Origin of the sequence: Mucilaginibacter sp. SJ (genome assembly GCF_028993635.1) — a bacterium.
In the GTDB taxonomy this organism is placed as follows: Bacteria; Bacteroidota; Bacteroidia; order Sphingobacteriales; family Sphingobacteriaceae; genus Mucilaginibacter.
The window spans coordinates 1008789-1027759 of sequence record NZ_CP118631.1; the positions used below are offsets into that span (position 1 = coordinate 1008789).

Annotated in this window: 10 protein-coding genes; 3 read left to right on the forward strand and 7 right to left on the reverse strand. The window is 42.1% G+C overall.

The window, feature by feature from the left end; genetic code table 11:
- Nucleotides 1–5 precede the first annotated feature (5 nt).
- From MusilaSJ_RS04060 to MusilaSJ_RS04075, 4 genes are all read right to left on the reverse strand, one after another.
- Nucleotides 6–527: a hypothetical protein gene (locus tag MusilaSJ_RS04060; protein ID WP_274988789.1), complete on the reverse strand. Its 522-nt coding sequence runs from the start codon at nt 525–527 to the stop codon at nt 6–8.
- A gap of 939 nt (nt 528–1466) precedes the next feature.
- Nucleotides 1467–2999 carry a DUF1593 domain-containing protein gene (locus MusilaSJ_RS04065; protein WP_274988790.1) on the reverse strand — a complete coding sequence of 511 codons (1533 nt, stop codon included), beginning with the start codon at nt 2997–2999 and terminating at the stop codon, nt 1467–1469.
- A 194-nt stretch (nt 3000–3193) separates the two neighbouring features.
- A complete protein-coding gene (locus MusilaSJ_RS04070; protein WP_274988791.1) occupies nt 3194–4303 on the reverse strand; it encodes a deoxyribonuclease II family protein in 1110 nt (369 codons plus the stop codon).
- A gap of 290 nt (nt 4304–4593) precedes the next feature.
- Complete coding sequence (locus tag MusilaSJ_RS04075; protein WP_274988792.1) at nt 4594–7332, reverse strand: bifunctional YncE family protein/alkaline phosphatase family protein; 2739 nt, start codon at nt 7330–7332, stop codon at nt 4594–4596.
- A gap of 158 nt (nt 7333–7490) precedes the next feature.
- On the opposite strand from MusilaSJ_RS04075, the gene MusilaSJ_RS04080 reads away from it, so the two are divergent.
- Nucleotides 7491–10880 (forward strand): DEAD/DEAH box helicase, encoded by a 3390-nt coding sequence (locus tag MusilaSJ_RS04080; RefSeq protein WP_274988793.1) that lies wholly within the window; start codon nt 7491–7493, stop codon nt 10878–10880.
- 447 nt (nt 10881–11327) lie between these two features.
- Here the strand turns inward: MusilaSJ_RS04080 and MusilaSJ_RS04085 are convergent, their stop codons facing one another.
- On the reverse strand, nt 11328–12479 hold the full coding sequence (locus tag MusilaSJ_RS04085) for a beta-1,2-mannosidase (RefSeq protein WP_274988794.1): 1152 nt from the start codon (nt 12477–12479) through the stop codon (nt 11328–11330).
- 186 nt (nt 12480–12665) lie between these two features.
- On the opposite strand from MusilaSJ_RS04085, the gene treF reads away from it, so the two are divergent.
- Nucleotides 12666–14258 carry an alpha,alpha-trehalase TreF gene (treF, locus tag MusilaSJ_RS04090; RefSeq protein ID WP_274988795.1) on the forward strand — a complete coding sequence of 531 codons (1593 nt, stop codon included), beginning with the start codon at nt 12666–12668 and terminating at the stop codon, nt 14256–14258.
- Nucleotides 14259–14392: 134 nt separating this feature from the next.
- On the opposite strand, the gene MusilaSJ_RS04095 is transcribed toward treF, so the two are convergent.
- Together MusilaSJ_RS04095 and MusilaSJ_RS04100 are read right to left on the reverse strand one after the other, a co-directional pair.
- Nucleotides 14393–16432: a kojibiose hydrolase gene (locus tag MusilaSJ_RS04095; protein ID WP_274988796.1), complete on the reverse strand. Its 2040-nt coding sequence runs from the start codon at nt 16430–16432 to the stop codon at nt 14393–14395.
- 31 nt (nt 16433–16463) lie between these two features.
- On the reverse strand, nt 16464–17792 hold the full coding sequence (locus MusilaSJ_RS04100) for a vanadium-dependent haloperoxidase (protein WP_274988797.1): 1329 nt from the start codon (nt 17790–17792) through the stop codon (nt 16464–16466).
- A gap of 247 nt (nt 17793–18039) precedes the next feature.
- On the opposite strand from MusilaSJ_RS04100, the gene MusilaSJ_RS04105 reads away from it, so the two are divergent.
- On the forward strand, nt 18040–18969 hold the full coding sequence (locus tag MusilaSJ_RS04105; RefSeq protein ID WP_274988798.1) for a GyrI-like domain-containing protein: 930 nt from the start codon (nt 18040–18042) through the stop codon (nt 18967–18969).
- Nucleotides 18970–18971: the final 2 nt, after the last annotated feature.

Sequence of the window (18971 nt, forward strand, 5' to 3'; positions counted from 1 at the left end):
AGCCCCTAAAGTTGTTGACCTGCCCCCGTGTTGGCCTGGATGGCCACATCATTATTATTGATGCTAATACTGTTACCACCGTCTATGGAAACACCATTTCCAACTAAATGTAAACGTGCAATAGGACCTGTCGTGCCAACACCCACATTACCGTTGTAAGTCCAGGTCATGGCGTGCTGATCGGGGATGTCATTTTGGTTACTGCCTCCATTGATAAATAAATCCACCTGTGATCCCCATACATTAGGGCCTCCGTGCCCTATTCTGAATTCCGCACTTTCATTGTAAGTATAACCGGAGGTACCTAATCTGGAAAGTTTAAAAACCGATTTGGTTGGTGCTAAAGCACCACCTGGTTTGCTTGTTGTTAGCTCTACAATCTGTAGATTACTTGAAGGTGTCGCTGTGCCAATACCTATCGCATTTGCAGTTGACGTAACAGTATTTGTTCCATTAGTTATCCACTGGGCATGTACCAATGAGGGACAGGTTAAAAATAGCAATAGTAAAAAGTTACTTTTATTCATGATGGTTGTAGTAAATGCTTATTTATAGCTTTAGGTCCGTGTTCAATCTGCAAGCGATAGATTATTGCTATTTATTGATTAGTTAAGAAATAAAATAAAAAGTTGGCAAATGGTTATCTACTCTTTTGCAACAAAAAGAAACTAATACCGAAAAGATGAAGCGTGGGTATCTATACCGAGCCTTGATAATGTTGAACTAAAATTGAAAATATCAATTTACATAACTCCGGCTGGCCGATATATGATGTTCTGATAACAAAAATTAGTCCCCATTAACAAAGAATAATATCCTGGCTGGTTTAATAACGGTGAGAGCCATGCCGAGGTTAGCAAGGCGACGTTTAATTGTTTCATTATTGTGATGGTTTAGATAAATAATATTTGTTACAAAGATATCAATTAAGCGAAAATTGCAAGCAAATTCTAAATATTATCTTTTCAACAATTATGTCGATGCTTTCTAAGCATATAGCAAAATAGGCAACTATTAAAGCATCACACCGCTTACTTCATAAAAAAAGTTGTCAATAAAATTGACAACTTGCCTAAAATAGTACTCTAAACCGGAGTCGAACCGACAAGCTTCCGATGCGCGTTACCGACCAGCGCGTCTTTGGATTCTTTTGTGTTAGGTTTGCAATTTTTCTATTTTAAAATAGTTATCTTTGTTTAATAAGCACAAGCGATTTGGTTCTATAAAGGTGATCTATTAGGTGACCTCTAATTGAATAAAAATACAAAACATTGGTTTACAGCAGAAGTTAAACAAGTTATTGTTCCCTAACTCTCCGCCAAGTATCTAAGCCCTGAAATAGCTGATTTCGGGGCTTTTTCTTATACAAGAATGGCCACACTCCTACCTGAACAAAATGGTTGATGTGACCAAAGGTAAGCGCTTGGGTTTGAAAAGACAGCCGATGCATTTAGAAAGGTTCCTGTCTACCGCACCGTTATAATCACACGCTGATAGCTGGTAAGAGATGGTGTGCCGTTATCAGTTGCCTGAAAAATAATGTGAATCGTTTGGCCTGAAACAGCGTCTTTCGGCACTCCGATCTGTGTTTGCCTGGCTTCGGGATTTAATATCGACGCTTTTCCCGGATAAGTTCCTTGTTGAAATTGCCACCAACTAACAGAAACCGGATTTCCGTCAGGGTCAGAAACGGCTCCGTTCAATCTGATCGTTTCGCCGGCTGCTGCCCTGACATTTAATGGCCCTTCTATTTTGGCGACCGGCTCGTGATTTGCTTTTGTATATATTGGCGTCACCGACCATTTAAGCCGGGCTGCAAAATCCCGCTGAGCGGCAGGAAAAAAGTCAGGGTACGTATTATTTCGGTCTTTCGGCGCAGCGAGTGAAGCTGCCATAGCCCGGGATGATGTATCGCTATTCTGGAAGAAGATGTTTTTAGCTTTAGGATCAATAAATCCGGTACCGCCCCAGCCTCCATAAGTGTCTTTTTCATATGCGCGTAATCCGTTGCCAAGCATGTTCATAAACGTTGGGTCATCGCCCTCCCCTAACCATGAACCTTTTTCCTGAACAGGCATCCACACAACATAACCCATTTTCTTCAACTCATCATTGGTATGGCCGACGAGACCAAAATAGTCCATAATATCGCCTTTTACCATTTGTTTTCCATCGCCCCATACCCTGTACAGTGCTCCCAATGGCCCCTTGCCTGATATATTTTCCTTCATCCAGGATGCTGTCATATAAACGGAATCCGGTGAAGCTGCATTTAGCTGAGCGCCATATCCATAGTTCGGTCCGCCTTTAAACTCGCGATATTCAATACCCGGCCAGTTTGGTTTAATGTAGTTTGCATAAGTATCATCCTGGTCACCGGAGGGAAGTAAAACCACCTTTCGATAAATTTTTAATTTTATTTGCTCCCAATTGGTGGTGGACTCATATTGTTCTTGAATAGCTTTTAAAGCACGCGCTATAGTGCTTTGGCCCCCCCATGCTGTAATAAATAATTGACCCGGTTTATCATCAAGTATCAGGGTTTTGATGAGATCTGAACCCGGCGAATCTTTTGAAATATCACCATCAAATTCAATATTTCCGATCCTGATTTTGCCTTTGAGTACATCAGGTGCAGGATAATTGGGATTATGTATTTTTAGATTGGGATAAACATTTGCATAGGTATACACAGCATCATGAATAAAATGCTCATCTTCACCCCACCGCCATGATTCACATGGGCACAAGTTTAATCCAAAGCGGGTATACTCCCGTCCCGGTACAAACCATTTGGTTCCTTTGCCATCTCCCTTCCAATGAAAAGCGCTGCTCGCGTAAATCAATCCTTCAATTTCAACATCACTGCTATATAGCAGGAACCGAATAAGCGAGTTATTATCATCCAATTCCGGATCGGCTGTAATTATGATGCGTGGTCTTGTTTTGTTGGGTAAGTTTTGAGCATGCGCAAGGCCGTTAATCGTAAAAAGAGCCATTAGTATAAATGCATACCGCCTCGCTCCGAAGCTAAAGTATTTCAGGTTTAAAATCATTGGCTGCACTGGTTTATAATTCTCTATCAAACAGAGACTTAAAAATAAACAAATCAGCCATAATATATATACAAAATCCCGCTTGAGCAGGTTTTTTGTATATATATTATGAAAAAGTTTTAAATTGTAAATTACGTTTACGGTTGTTCCCTCAATGGTGCTTCCGCATGAAGATGATGTGTTTTTTGGATCAGCACGTGAGCTTCGGTCCTGTTATGCCCCGGGGGCGCTAAAAGCAAACTTGTTTTGGACAAGCCCGACCACAAAGTTTGATTTTGAAAAGCGATAGTGCAACCGCCACGTCTCCTTTGCGAAATCATACGGTTGATATCGCCAACACAAACCCAGGGATCATGCAATGTAACTCCCCATTTGGCATGATCATGTGTTTCGGGCCAGGCCCAGTGCGCGCCCATGAAACCTAAGTTGATATACTTGATGTCAAAAGTTTTATGAATGCCGTCGCTATCGGCAATAGGTGGAATAGGGCCGCGGATCCAGGTTTCGATGTCCAAATCATCGTTTAGGATAGGCCCTACCAATTCGTTCCAAAAATCTTTATTCCATTCCCGGTTCTTGGCTATAACTTTGAATGGCATGCCGCCAATAGACTTTAAATCAATGGAGTCGCCCAAGGCAACCGGGTGGCTCGCCAAAGGCTGTGTCAGCGAATGCAACTCGGCAGTTGCGGGCAGGTTGGCGGTATTATGAAGATAGATTTGTGGCTCCTGGTGGTTCAGCATCTGTTTGGCAATAAGATTAGCGGTATCCAAATCCAACGAAATGCACAGGTAGGTTTGTCCGTATTTGGGCGTAGGATCTTTGATAGCACCGGGATCTGCAAATTTCGGCCATGAGTGAAGTAACCAAAATGCAGTTTTCGATTCGGTATCAAATGCCAATACTCCCTTGGTATGCCCTTTGGTGCCATCATCATGTTTATTGGCACTTTCGGGCATCTCGTCATTATAAAGAACCCATCCGGTACTCGGAGCCGGTGATTTAATGTTTTTGAATACGGAGTCCATAGTCAGGTTGAGTGCTCCTTTATCGCCATTCAAAACATTTGGAGACTTGGTAATCGTTCTTTTTCGGGCATCGGTATTTGCATCGACAGTGGAGTCGTAATAAACATATTCGTACCCTGTAGCTTTGTCGTTACCCACACCTCCGTCAAGTTGCGGAACTTTGTAGATAAACCACCAGTCGACTGGTGCGCCGTTCTCATCAAGCGCAGAAATTTTCATAATTTTTTTGGTTAAGGTTGAAAAATTGATTGATTAATCGCTTGCAGGCGTTGATGAGGTTTGCGATAAAGATAAAGCAATGTCGCGCACAGATGACCACGTAATTTCACGGTATTTACATGAGAATTTCCCGTATTTTTACGTATAAAACACTAAATCAATCATTAAAAGTTTAATGCGATCGGCTATAAAAAAACTCGCCATGTGGTTAAGACAGCGAGCTCTAAGCATACATATAATATTATACAGTTAACCTCTGAGCGGGATGTTGAAGTTAACTATTTTCTCCATCAATCATCATCGTCTTCATCTTTGCCCGCCAGTTTAGCGGGATAAGCTTTTTTACCCTTAGCCGCAAACCAAAGTATCCTGTTCATCACATCATCATTACCACCGTCAATATGATCGTATTCAGATCTTGATGATAACTGTGCAAAATGCAATGCAGAACCTTTGAGCGCAGAAAAAGGTTGGTTGATTTTATTAATCGGCACCTTGTTTTTTAAACTGGTATAAGTGTATGCAGATGGTTTGCCGGTAAAGCAATCAAACATAGGTAATGCAGTAGCATCGATGATATTCATTGGAGGTAAGCCCAATATTTGTTCAATAGAACGCACTATACAGGTTTGATTATAGTTTTTGCTCACTTTGTGCTGTAACCTGCTATACGGACTAATCACAAACCCTGTAGTGCGATATGCAGATACATGGTCCCACCCTGCCTGTGAATCATCTTCGGTAACAAATATTACCGTGTTTTTCCAGAAACGGCTTTTTGAAACTGCTTCAACAATACGGCCGAGCGCCAGGTCGTTATCAGCTACCATGGCGTCAGGTGTCGGGTAGCCTGGCCGGGTGCCTACAGTATGATCGGCCGATAGGGCCATGATCATCAGTTGTGGTAACTGATCACCGGGCTTTTGCTCATATTCATGAAGCTCTTTAATAAAAGCGGTGGCCCTTAACTGTTCATTGATCTTATGCTCGTCGGATCCCGGGAAGTTTTGCGACAGCATTGGCCTCACCCGCGAAATAGTGCTGGTATTTTTAAATTCAAAAGGCTTACCTGCTGTGTAGTTGCTATAAATATCGCTCCAACTTAACCTATCATCAAAATGCACAGCACAGGCTTCGCCGTAAATCCTGACTGTTTTGCCGTGATCGGCGGCATTATTCCAGATAAAGCCATTCCCGTCATAAACCAGGGCATCCTCCTGCACATGCGGATAACTCCTAAACCAGGAGCGTACACTTTTTTCAACATAATCGGTAACCATGGCAGCATCAGTCCACTGGTGCCCTTCGGCAGAGCATTTTCCGGAAGCATAATAGTTATCAAGCAATAAAAAATTGCGCGCCAAATTATGTTGATTGGGGGTAACACTATCACCATAAATGCAAAGCGATTTATTGCCTTCACCTTCAGGCATATCGCCCAAAACCTGATCATATGTGCGGTTTTCCTTGATAATATAAAGTACATGATTAAAAACCGAGGGCTCGCCGATACGCTCTGGTATGGGTTTAGGCGCAATGTTTTTGCGGGGCAGTAGCTGGGCTATCTGCTGGCGGAAACTCAGGTTTAGGTTTTGGACTTTTTGAGTATACTTTTTTAGCAAAGCATCATCGGGAATGGTTATCATTGATACTGTAGCCTTTGAATGGTGCGAGTTGTAAGCTGCAATATCTGCCCCTGAGGGTAAATCACCTTTTAAATTGCTTTTGCCTATCTCGTCAGCACTTACCCTCGAGCCTTCTCCTTCCAGGTTGGTTACAAATAAATTATTGCCGTCAACAGCCAATCCGCCGGGGTATGCTTCGGTTGGAATAAAGCCTTTCACTTCGTTAGTGCCGGTTCCTTTAAGAGATGTTTTACTACCCAATTTTACCATGGCCACAGCGTTATCCAAACCATTTGCTACATAAAGTATTGTGCCATCGGCATTAATGGCTAAAGCATTGGGAGTATCACCTATATAACTCTTTTTGCCAGGATTTAATTTAACATCAATCGCTGCTACATTTTGTAATGAACTTGTTGAAATTACCGATACCATGTCACTATTGCCATTCGCAACATAAACAAAAGCTTCATCGGCACTGTTGATAATGGCATTAGGATGCAGCCCCACAGTAATTTCCTTGATCACATCTCCCTTTGCCAAATCCATAACCATTACTGTTCCCTGCACGGTTGCCCCTGTTTTGGGATCGACATAAGCCTTACCATAGGGTACACCCGCTGTTTCACGCTTCAATGTATCGATAGCTTGCGGCCCGGCCCAATTGGTTAAAAATATCTTATCCTTTGCAATCGTCAACCCATAAGGTGCAACTCCGGTTGATCTCGTCCAAACGGTTTTATTATCAGTTAAATTGATCTTTACCAGTTGGTTGTTGCCGTTTAAAACTACATATAAGTAATTTATGCCATTTTCTTTATTGATAGCTAAATCGTTAGGCAATGCCAATGGCGATTCACCTTCAGCTTTAAAATTGAAAGTGTTTTGTATACTGATGTTGCCATCTTTCCAAATAGCTTTGAAAACGTAGGATTTTGAATCCTTACCCTTGCCTGCCGCAGCACTCCAATATATTTGAGTTTGACTATCAATATCCACAACTTTTAAGCCGGAGTAGGTGCTTGTAAGTCCGCGATAGCGGGAATCTTGTTTATAGGTCCAGCGATTGGAAACTTTCTTAGTTACAGTATCGATTATAGTAAGCCCATACCGGTCTTCGACAGCGATAAACCTGGTGCTCGGGATCAGTCTTACGTCCATACTATGATTTTCATCAGCAGCGTCGCCAAATGAAATCACTGTTCCTGCCGGATCAATAATACGGTTGTAAGGCATTAAAACCGGTAATATATGGCGATTTAGTGTACTGTCGTCATAAGCACTGTGCATATTAACCTGTTCATTATCGGAGATTTGTTTGTTGCCAGAAACGGTATGGCAGGCATATAGGCAAAAAGAAAGTGCTAATATGGATAGATGTGATAGTAATTTGGAATACTTCATAGTACTGAACTAAGTGGCTAAATTAAGGCAGATACGTTTACTAAAGGTAAATATTTGATAAAGAATATAATTGTTACATAGTTCACGAAAATGCATTGGTGATTGTCTTCTTTTCTATAATTGTTATGATATTTACCGGGTAACACATCAAAGCAAGAGTGATCAGGATAATCAGTTACCAGGAAAGCGAAAGCAACCATAATGTCATCATCAAAGGCGCAACCATAACCGACCTTAGCGAAAGTGTTATTGCCGCTCACGCAGCCGTCAGCATTTATTTTGACAAGCAAAGCTACAGGCAAATACTGGCCAAACATTTGGAAATTAACCACGGGGCTTTTACCAATCAGTCAGGTACAGTTGCCTTTCCCGAGGTAATTGTTACCAGTCATGAAGGGCAGCTGGCTCTTTCGTGCGGGTGCCATGCTACAGGTAATAAACTTTGCGAGCACCAGGCACAGGTACTATCGGCTATAACACAGCGTGATGAGTTACGGTTATTTTTTGATGACGAACTAAGGCATAAAAAGTTAAAAAAAGCAGCAGCTGATTACGGACTTGAAGAAGAACCTGATCTGGACAAGTTTTTCGAGGTAAGATCATTGTCTAAAAATTTCGAGATAGTCCCCCGCTCCATCGCGTTAACAGCCATTACCAAGGAGAGCCTTGCCAACTTGCAAAGTGTTATAGTCAACGACATTGCTGAACCGATTGGGCAACCCGGCGAGGACACTGATAAAACAACCTGTATCATACTAAAACAGCATAAATACTATAAATATTTATTTATTGAACTATATGCCGCACAAAGCACCAAAGATGGAAAAATCAAGAACCCATTGGTGCCTATTGCTCCTTTAGACCTGATCTGGGAAACGAACGACGCACAGCAACTCAAATTCTTTACCGGGGTACACAAGTTTCAAAATCATATTAACACGCAAAGAACTGCAACCGATATTGCTGCACTAAGGGCTATCGTTAAAAACCCGTTGGTCTACAGTTTCTACGCGCATGACAATACTGTTTCGGACAAGGTAACGGCTGGCTCGATAAGTCCTGTACTGGTTAAGAATTTTAAAAATGATCTCGAGTTGAAAGTAAATACCTGGGATGAGTTTTATGAAATAAGCGGCATTTTTAACATTGATGGTTTGCTGTACAATCTTAAGGATCTTGATATCAGGTATACCTATTTTATAGGTATAGGCAACGTACTTTATCTTATTGAAAGCCTGCAGGTATTAAATATTATTGACCTGCTGAAAAAGAAACAGGGTAGCCTGCAGATACATAAGAGTAAGTTTGCAGAATTAAAATCACACTTGCTTAATAAGCTGGAAAACAAACTCCGTATTGATTACACTTACATTAAACCTGCAACAGAGGAACAGATAATAAAAGACGGCTTTGACCAGCCTGCCGAGAAGATCATTTATCTATCGGACTTTGGCGCACATGTCATGATCATTCCTGTGCTGCGCTATGGTGAGGCCGAGATCCCTATCCGCACGCAAAAGCAGATCTACGGTACCGACGAAAAAGGCAACCAATTTTTAGTTAAACGGCGCGATGATGAGGAAATAGCCTTTACAGCCCTGCTTGTAAAACAACACCCTTATTTTAACGAACAGTTGGATAACGGCCTTGATTACTTCTACCTGCATAAAAGGCATTTTTTAGATGAGGAGTGGTTTTTAAATGTATTTGACGAATGGCATAACCACAAGATCGAAATACTCGGCTTTAACGAACTGGAAGGCAACAAGCTGAACCCGCATAAAGTAAAGATAACCATCAACGTAGTGAGCGGGATCAACTGGTTCAATACAGTTATCGATATAAAATTTGGCAAAAAAAGAGCTTCGTTGAAACAGGTTCACCAGGCTGTAAAAAATAAAAGCAAGTATGTACACCTTGATGATGGAACCCGGGGAATTTTACCCACCGAATGGATAGAGAAATTCACTGATTATTTTAATTCGGGAGAGATTGCTGATAATGACACGCTGCATACTTCAAAAAGTAATTATACTGCTATACAACAATATTACGACGAGGAAATGCTTGACGAGGACGTGCGAAACGAGCTTGCGATATACAACAGAAAGCTTACCGGTACAGAAACCATTGATGAAGTACCGGTTCCTCCTGGACTAAACGGAACGCTTCGCGCTTACCAACGCCAGGGGTTAAACTGGTTAAATTTTTTAGATAACCTTAATTTTGGCGGCTGCCTTGCCGATGATATGGGTCTGGGTAAAAGCCTCCAGGTGATTGCCTTTATCCTTTTACAACGCAGCAAAACCGAAAACAATACCAACCTTATTATAGTGCCGACCTTGCTCCTGTTTAACTGGCAGCAGGAGGTTCAAAAATTCGCGCCATCTATCAGTATTCATATTATTTACGGTGCGGAACGGCTTAAGCATACCAGGCACCTGCACCAATATGAAATTGTGCTTACCTCCTACGGTACTTTACTGTCAGATATTAATTTCCTGAAGGATTTTAATTTCAATTATATCTTTCTCGACGAATCCCAGAATATAAAGAATCCCGAATCGCAGCGCTACAAGGCTGTAAGGCTCCTGAAATCGCGGAATAAAATTACAATAACGGGTACCCCGATAGAAAACAACACGTTCGATTTATATGGCCAGCTATCATTTGCCTGCCCCGGTTTATTGGGGAGCAAGCAATATTTCAAGGATATTTATGCTGTTCCTATCGATAAATTTAAGGGCAGCAAACGCGCCGCTGAACTGCAGGAAAAAGTGAGGCCTTTCATACTTCGGCGCACCAAACAACAGGTAGCTACCGAACTGCCGGAAAAAACCGAAATGGTATTGTATTGTGAAATGAATCAGGAGCAGCGCCATATTTACGACTCATACGAAAAAGAATTCAGAGAATATATTTCGGCCACAACAAATGAGGAGCTAAAAAAGAGCTCAATGAACGTGTTAAAAGGGTTAAACAAATTGAGGCAGATCTGCGATTCGCCGATGCTCATAAAAGGCGAGAAAATGCATGGTGACGCATCGGCCAAGCTTGAGATGCTGATAGAAGAAATAGAAAGCAAAAAGCATCAGCATAAGATCCTCATATTCTCGCAGTTTGTATCCATGCTTGATCTTATCCGCAGGGAATTGATATGCCGTGACATTCGCTTCTCATACCTCACCGGTCAAACCCGCAAACGCGAGCAGGTTGTTAATGAGTTTCAGAATGATCCCGGCATCAGGGTATTCCTGATTAGCCTTAAAGCCGGCGGTACCGGTCTTAATTTAACAGAAGCAGATTATGTTTACCTCGTCGACCCGTGGTGGAACCCGGCTGTCGAAAATCAGGCCATAGACCGCTGCCATCGCATCGGCCAGGGCAAAAAAATTGTGGCGGTAAGGCTTATTTGCCCCGGCACTATCGAAGATAAGATCATGGTGATGCAGCAATCAAAAAAGGATATCGCCAATAGCCTGATCAGGCCCGACAGCGCTGTTACAAGTTCATTGTCAAAAGATGACCTGCTTGGTTTATTGAGTTAGTTAATTACTGTTAAGCCTTCATGCTACCCATCGTTATTGCGTTTTAGATTTTCGTAACCACGGGATGACTAAAAAAGTTACAATAGCGTGAGCAACTAATGACAGCCCAAAAGTAAACAGCACGATATATGATTTCCTCATCCAGGTATTAAAATAATCGAGGAAGGCCGACCTGTTTGTACCACTATATAAAGCAGCTAAAGCAAACACAGATAAGCCAGTAAGCCAAAGTGTTAGGTGCGAGTAAAAATAGCGTGATGGAATAATGCCGGCATTTGAAAACGAAGTGAATAACAAAATAACGTGAGCAATAAAAAGAATAACTGCCACTGAGATTAAGATATAAAGCATGATAAAGATTTTCAACTATGAAGATAAAACTTTAGCCATCACAATCAAAAGTTCTAAGTTGTATTTTTATCTTTAACAATAAACAAATGTCAAATACTATTCAACCGGATCAGGAGGTGCTGGCTTGGATGGATCATATATAGCTACAGCTACCCGCGAATCGGCACAGCCATAGTAAAGGAACCACTTCTTTTTAAAATAAACCATCCCTTCAATAAACACTGTTCCGTTAATATATTGACCACTTTTCTCAAAAGGTTCCATGGGCCTTAAGAAAGGAATATCAAGACGTGTTTTGAATTTAGACGGATCTTTTGCATCAAACAAGGCCTGCCCTGCACAGTATGAATTGGCGTTAAACCGAGTGTCCCTGCCTTCGGCAGGTTTGTTCTTACCGTTGTAAAATAGGATTATACCATTTTTGGTCATCAAAGCAGGCGGGCCGCACTCAGTTAAGTCACTGTCAAAATAACCATCACGCGGCGACATCAGTTCTTTCAGAGCTCCTTTATTATCGACCACAGGGGTCCAGTCCACCAGGTTTGCCGATGTCGCCGCGTAAACATGATGCTCGCCCCAGTATAGCCAATATTTTCCATTTGTTTTAATAATCACTTGTTTACCGTTTATCAACCGGGTTAATATGGATGCCGATTTACTGGCGATATTGAAAAATTTGCCATGATAAGCTGTTTCAAATATCGGCCCATGCTTTTTCCAGTGGACGAGGTCTTTTGATGTGGCCACACCTAATCTTGGCAGATCACGGTTCCATTCGGTGTAAAAAACAACATAGGTACCGCCGGGCGTAACGGCTACGCGGGGGTCCTCACAGCCTCCGGGCCATTCGTACTTTTTAGCAATATCATTATCAGGATACAGAACCGGGGTTTTCCTTCTGCTAAACCGAATTCCATCAGTGCTTTCGGCATACCCAACACGTGAAGTACGGAAGCCAATACCGATACCGTACAGATCTTCAGCCCGGTATAATACTATTATTTTATTGTTCCTGACGGTTGCGGCCGGGTTAAAAGTGTCATTGGCTTCCCATTGCACCTGCTTTTTACTCATCGGATCAAGAAAGCGGGAAACCGTATCCGGCGAAATAATGGGGTTGATATTTGCCGGCCGGGCAAAGCCACCAAACGCCCAGGAAGGCAGGGTATTAACCCGCAATTGACCATAGCATAGCTGGGCAAGTAATAACGAAAATATAATACTTCCCTTCCGTAAAAAGTTTATCATAATAAATGGCTTATGTGTTTGTTTTTAATTGGTCCATACTTTGATATCTATTATTTCCCTGCGATAATATCGCACAAAAAACCCTGAAAACAAATCAGATATCGGTTATATTCGTTCCAAAAATAGTAAATTTATAACCTGTTATAAACCAATTACCCATCCTGCAAAGGGTATAATTTTAGGCTGATGAGAAAACTTTTTTTACTCGCATTTTTATTCTTTGTAATTAACGCAAAATCACAAACGCTTACGCCCCGGCAACAATTTCCGGGATTGTTCGAGGCGGTTCAAACTTCAACCATTTTCCCGGATAACAAAACTTTTGTTGATGCTGTACCCAAACAGGACCCGGCGCTGATCATAAAGGCTTATAACGAACAGAAAGATCAGCCCGGGTTTAACCTGCAGGCATTTGTATTGGCCAATTTTAACGTACCTGTATCGCATAACAATTTTCAAACTGATATATCTGCTGGTATCCGCAAACATATTGATACTTTGTGGCAGGTTTTACAACGCCGACCGGATGAAGCAAAACCTTTTTCATCAACCCTGGCACTGCCTAACCCCTACATTGTGCCTGGCGGCAGGTTCAGAGAAATTTACTATTGGGACTCGTATTTTACCATGTTGGGTTTACAGGAAAGCCACCAGGTTAAAGTGATCCGCAATATGGTCGAAAACTTTGCTTACCTCATTGATAAATATGGCTTTATACCCAACGGCAATCGAAGTTATTATCTTACCCGTTCGCAACCGCCATTTTTTGCTATGATGGTAAACCTGTTGGCAAAAATTGACGGAGAGAAAGTATTGGTGCATTTCAGGCCGCAATTGATCAAAGAATATGAGTATTGGATGCATGGATGGGAGGCTGTACAAGCCAACCAGGCCACACACCGGGTTGTACGAATGCCGGATGGGCAGATATTGAACCGTTATTGGGACGAAAGTGATGAACCCCGCGAAGAATCATATATAAAAGATGTTAATGCCGCCAAAGAAAGCAAACAACCGGCAGCACAATTTTACCGCAACGTGCGGGCAGCGGCGGCTTCGGGTTGGGATTTCAGTACGCGCTGGTTTGATGAATCGGGTAAGTTGCCAACTATACAAACCACCGATATTATACCGGTTGATTTGAATTGCCTATTATATAACCTGGAAATGACTATTGCACGAAGTTTAAACCAACTTTCAAATGCAAAGCTTGCCAAAATGTATAGATATAGGGCAAACAGCCGCAAAAATGCTATCCTGAAATATTGCTGGAACCAAAAAACAGGCTGGTTTGATGATTACAACTGGCAGCTGAAACAACTATCTGCCGTGGAAACACTTGCAGGTGAGTTCCCTCTCGAATTTAAAATTGCCAACGATGAGCAAGCCCGCCTTGTGGCCGACGGGCTTAAAAATAATTTCCTGAAACCCGGCGGACTGGTTACTACCCTCAACTTCTCCGGCCAGCAGTGGGATGCACCCAATGGCTGGGCCCCGCTGCAATACATAGCTATAGACGGGCTTGAAAAGTACAATTACAATACACTGGCCAAAGAAATAGCCACCCGCTGGCTTAAACTTAACATCCGGGTGTTTAAACAAACGGGCAAATTGCTTGAAAAGTACAATGTGGTTGATACCCAATTAACTGCCGGCGGTGGTGAATACCCCCTACAAGATGGTTTCGGCTGGACAAATGGGGTATTACTGCACTTAGTAAACAGGTATCATATTGATACCCAGCAATTAGAAAGGGCTCCGGCAGAAGTTCAGAACTAAGTACCTGGTAAAGCAAGTTTCAGAAGCCAGACTGACGAAGTTTTTAAAAACTTCGTCAGTCTTCCATTCGCCAGTTCTCTCTCTGTCAAACGCAGGAGATGTTAAAGGGCATAATGTATAAAGTTATAAAACAGTTACTTTATTGTATAAGTAGCCTTATCCATTCCCACGCCTGTAATTTTCAATGATTTCCAGTTAGCAGGCAACTTGCTTTTAACTTGTACTATACCGGTTGGTGTAATATCCAAACCGCCAAAACCCATGAGCAAGCTTTGAATAATACCACCTGCGCCTGTAGCAAAATACGGATTGGTTCCACCTTTTGTTTCGGCAATTACCCGGAATGGCGGGTTTAGATTAGGTTCGTAAGCATCCTTAAAAAAGTGAAATGCCTTTTCGCCATTACCCAACCGCGAGTATAATAAGGCAAAAACGGCCTGGGTCATGGCAGGAGTACCTTCGTTAGGTACACGGGTTTCATAATATTCAAGGTCTTTCTTAATTTGTGCCGGATCGGTTATTGTTTTAAGCGGATAAGCTAACAGGTTAACATCAGCCTGTTTAATTCCTTCACCTTTATAAGAAGCATGTTCGCTGGTAACGCCATTATCCAACTTCAGGATCGGGATGTTTTGAGCAACATTTACCCAATCGGCATCGGCCTTTTCTCCCAGGATTTTGGCAGCAGCGGTAGCATTTAGCAAGTTAGCTTTCGCTGCGGCATTGGTGAAAGCATTATTGTCAATGTTTTCGGCCCATTCATCTGCAGCTACTACGTTTTTAATATCGTAATGACCGGGTCCATTGCGTTCAACTCTGCTTGCCCAGAAATCAGCAGTGGCTGAAAGTATTGGCCAACCTTTTTCTTTTAGCCATTGTTTATCCTGGGTTACGCAATAGTAATTCCACGCGGCCAGCGCTACATCCGCAGTAATATGGTGCTCAAACGGACCGCTCAACGCCCAAACCGGTGTTTCCTCTACCCCACTGTCAGCACTTTCCCAGGGGAACATCGCTCCTTTATACCCATGCGAAAAAGCATTTTTACGCGCGGCATCCAATCGTTCAAACCGGTATTCAACCATAGATTTGGCAATGTCGGGGTGTAAAACCAGCATAGCCGGATACATCCAAACATCACAATCCCAAAAAACGTGGCCATTGTAACCCAACCCCGAAAGTCCCATGGGTGAAGGTGAGTATGCTGTGCCAGCCCTCGAGAATGAATATAAATGATATAACATGCTGTGAATATCCTGCTGCGATTGATCGTCGCCTTCTATTTGGATATCGCTTGTCCACAGCTCACTCCAGGCCTTATTATGAAATTTAATTAGCCTGTCCCGACCTTCCAATTTGGCAAAAATGGTGAGGCGTTCGGCTTCATTCAGTGGGTCGACATGGTGTGCTGAAGTTATGGATGAACCAGTTACCGCATAATTATAAGTTTGCCCCGCAGCTATTGACTTGCTAAACTTCATAAGGTGCATGTTATTGTCCCACATTTCATGAATAATGCGCGGCTCTTGTCCATGCGGTTCATTGAATAAGAACGAAGTAGATGCACATAACTGCATTTTACCTGTAGGGCTCTTTGCTGTTGAAGTAAGCAAACTAATGGTTACATGCGGTCTGTCGATTTCGTTATAATAATTCTGCACTTCTTTGAGCGCATCGGGCGCTTCCATTACACTGGCCGATGTAATGTTGATGGCCTGTTTTGCTGTTACCGAAACATCCATCAAAACGGTAAAGGGCAGTTGCCGCAGCGAGTAATAAGTATATTTTATGGTCGCTTTATCGGCATAATCAAAGGTAGTAGTGAAGGCGGCGTGTTGCATATCCAATTCCTGCTTAAAATTGTTAATACTTTTAGCATCGATCCGTCTGCCATCTATTTCAAGGTACATATTAAGCAGGTTAAAACTGTTCAGGAAATTGCTTACCCGCCCCCTGCCGTACAGATCATAGGCGCCGGCCAGTACTACATTTTTAACCTTGAAAGGCTCCGGTGCTGATACTATCCCAATCATCCCGTTGGCTACGGTAATTCCGTAATAGTTTGCATGATCAATTTTGTCGGCTTTAATTTTCCATGGATCGATGCTTTGCGCCTCAGACACAGCAGGTGTTAGCAAAGCGAAAAACAAGCTCAATTTAAATATCTTGTTCAAAATCAATTATTTAATAAAAATAAATAAAATACTACTTAATTTTTAATTGTAACTTTTTCACCACCAGTTGACCAATCTCGGCGCCTTGTTTATTGCCCACAATACAGGCATTCTTAAAATGGATTCCTCCCATTACCCTTGACATCCCTGCTGATTTCGCGGCCGCCCGGAATGATTTAAAAGAAAGCGGATCGATCCCAAACTCCATTTCTGATGAATCTGTATATGCAAAATTATCACCGATCCTATTGGTAAGTACTTCGGCCGCGGCTGCCGAAATTACAGCATGGCCGCTACTATACTCCGGAAAGGGAGGCGTTTGAATATATGGGCGCCATTCGGCATCCATATATTTGGTAATTATGGTTTCGGGGCGAACGTAATTTGAGCGGTATTTAAGGTACCAGCAATTAATAAAGCCATCAAACAGAGCGATCGCCGTTTCGGTATAAACGCTTACTGTGGTTCCAAAATCAAATTTTTTAATTCTTGTGCCAATTGCGGTAATATTCATCCAGTGCCCTCCCGGCGAAAACTTCTTGGTCGCGAACGATGCATGGCCTACGACGTTGAGTTTAAAGGCATTATCATCCCAAAAATCGGCCTGATGTTTCTCTTCTTTGGTTAGGCTGTCAACTATTTGCTTTACTTCAAGCGCCTGTTTGTAAAAAGGACTGTTATGGTCTTTAACATTGAAAGCCGGCGGATCGGGCGGAATAAATTGAGCTGTAGAATCCAGCACCATGGGCCTGATCTCACCCCAATGGGCCTCAAGGGCCTGCGCGTACATGGGCGGCGTGGGAATCCAACGGCCATCCTGCTGTTTTACCGTGTATTTACTTGCCGACCGAGTTTGTGCGTAATGATCGCCTTTGCTCCACTTTAATATAAATTTAGCGACTTTATCAGCGTAGTTTACAGAGCCTTCGAATAAAACCGACGGCATACCTGCATCTTTAGCCTTCTTTTGAAGCTCATCAACATACTGATCCATACTTCCTTCCGGAAACGTTACCGCGTTGCCAACCGTGCAAAAGGCAAGCAACGAAGCAAACTGGTAATCAACAGCAGTATCTTTTGATGCTTTGGGTACGGCCGGTAAGTGTTTGATTTGCCCGGCTAAAGATCTAAAATGCTCAGGATCGCCGGAAGCTATAACTTCATAGGCCGCTATATTGGCATATACATAATTACGGGAGGCTGTAACCGGCGGAAAGTTATTTTCCAGTACAATATCATTAAGTTTTTTAACGGTTATACGATAAAGTTCGGGATCGTGGAGTACTTTTTCATAGTAGGGCTTTTTACAGGAAGTGAATAAAAGTAATACACCGGCAAGGCAAAATAAAAAGGATCTCATAAGTTATAAAATAGGTTAAAAACCGAACAGATACACAAGGAGAAAATCTGCTGGTTTTTTAATTGATCAACAGCCAATATAGGCTTTTTTTAGTACGCTACAGCATATTTACATTAGTTTTTTAACCCGATGAGGCACTTTTTTTATTTAATCAACAGGCGATATATTTTATAACAATATGCACCTGTTAATCCATCTGATATTATTAAATTTATCACCCCAAGGTATCCGCCTTTTTATAAACTAAATGAAGAAGATCTTTTTTATTATACTCACCATTATCGTAATTATTGTAGTAGCTAACATTTTGCTTCCCGAAAAACCTGTTATAGCACAAGACCTGTCAATTGATATCTCCGATGTTATTGCTGGAAAATTCCTCACCACCGAAAGCGGATGGGATAAATGGTGGCCCGGCACCAAAACCGGGGACAGGCAATACAATTTTAGAGGTGCAAAGATCAGTATCGATAAAATGACCAATAGCAGTACCTATCTTAAATTGAAAAAAGATAACCTGACCTTTAACGGCAAGATAAGTTATTTCGCCGACGCCGAAGGTTCTGTCAAGTTTAAATGGGATGCTGTTGATGAGAATAACGCCCAATTTTTATCACGGATAACTAATTATTTCAAAACCAGAGATGTCGAAAACCAGGTTGCGGAAATTTTACTTAGCCTTAAACATTTCCTTGAGGATGAAAGAAACGCATATGGCTATAGGATCTACTTAAATCATGCTAAAGACACAGTTTTGCTCGTTTCAGCTAATACCTATCCAATATACCCCTCATTACAAGCCATTTACAACACCGTTACAACCCTGCAACAACAGGCTGTCGGCCAGGGCGCCAAACAAACCAACTTCCCTATGCTTAACGTTACACAAACAGATGAACACGAATACCAGGTTAACGTTGCGCTTCCAATCAACAAAAAGATCACTCCTTTTCAAAAAACAAGTATAAACAACATACCTAAGGGGGGAAATTTATTGGTGGCCGATGTACGTGGCGGACAAGGTACGGTTAACAACGCCCTGGCACAAATGAAGATATACATGAAAGATCACAGGTTGATATCACCTGCCATGCCTTTTCAATTGCTTGTTACCGATAGACTGGCACAAAAGGACACCTCAAAATGGATAACTAAAATATATTATCCAATATTGTGATA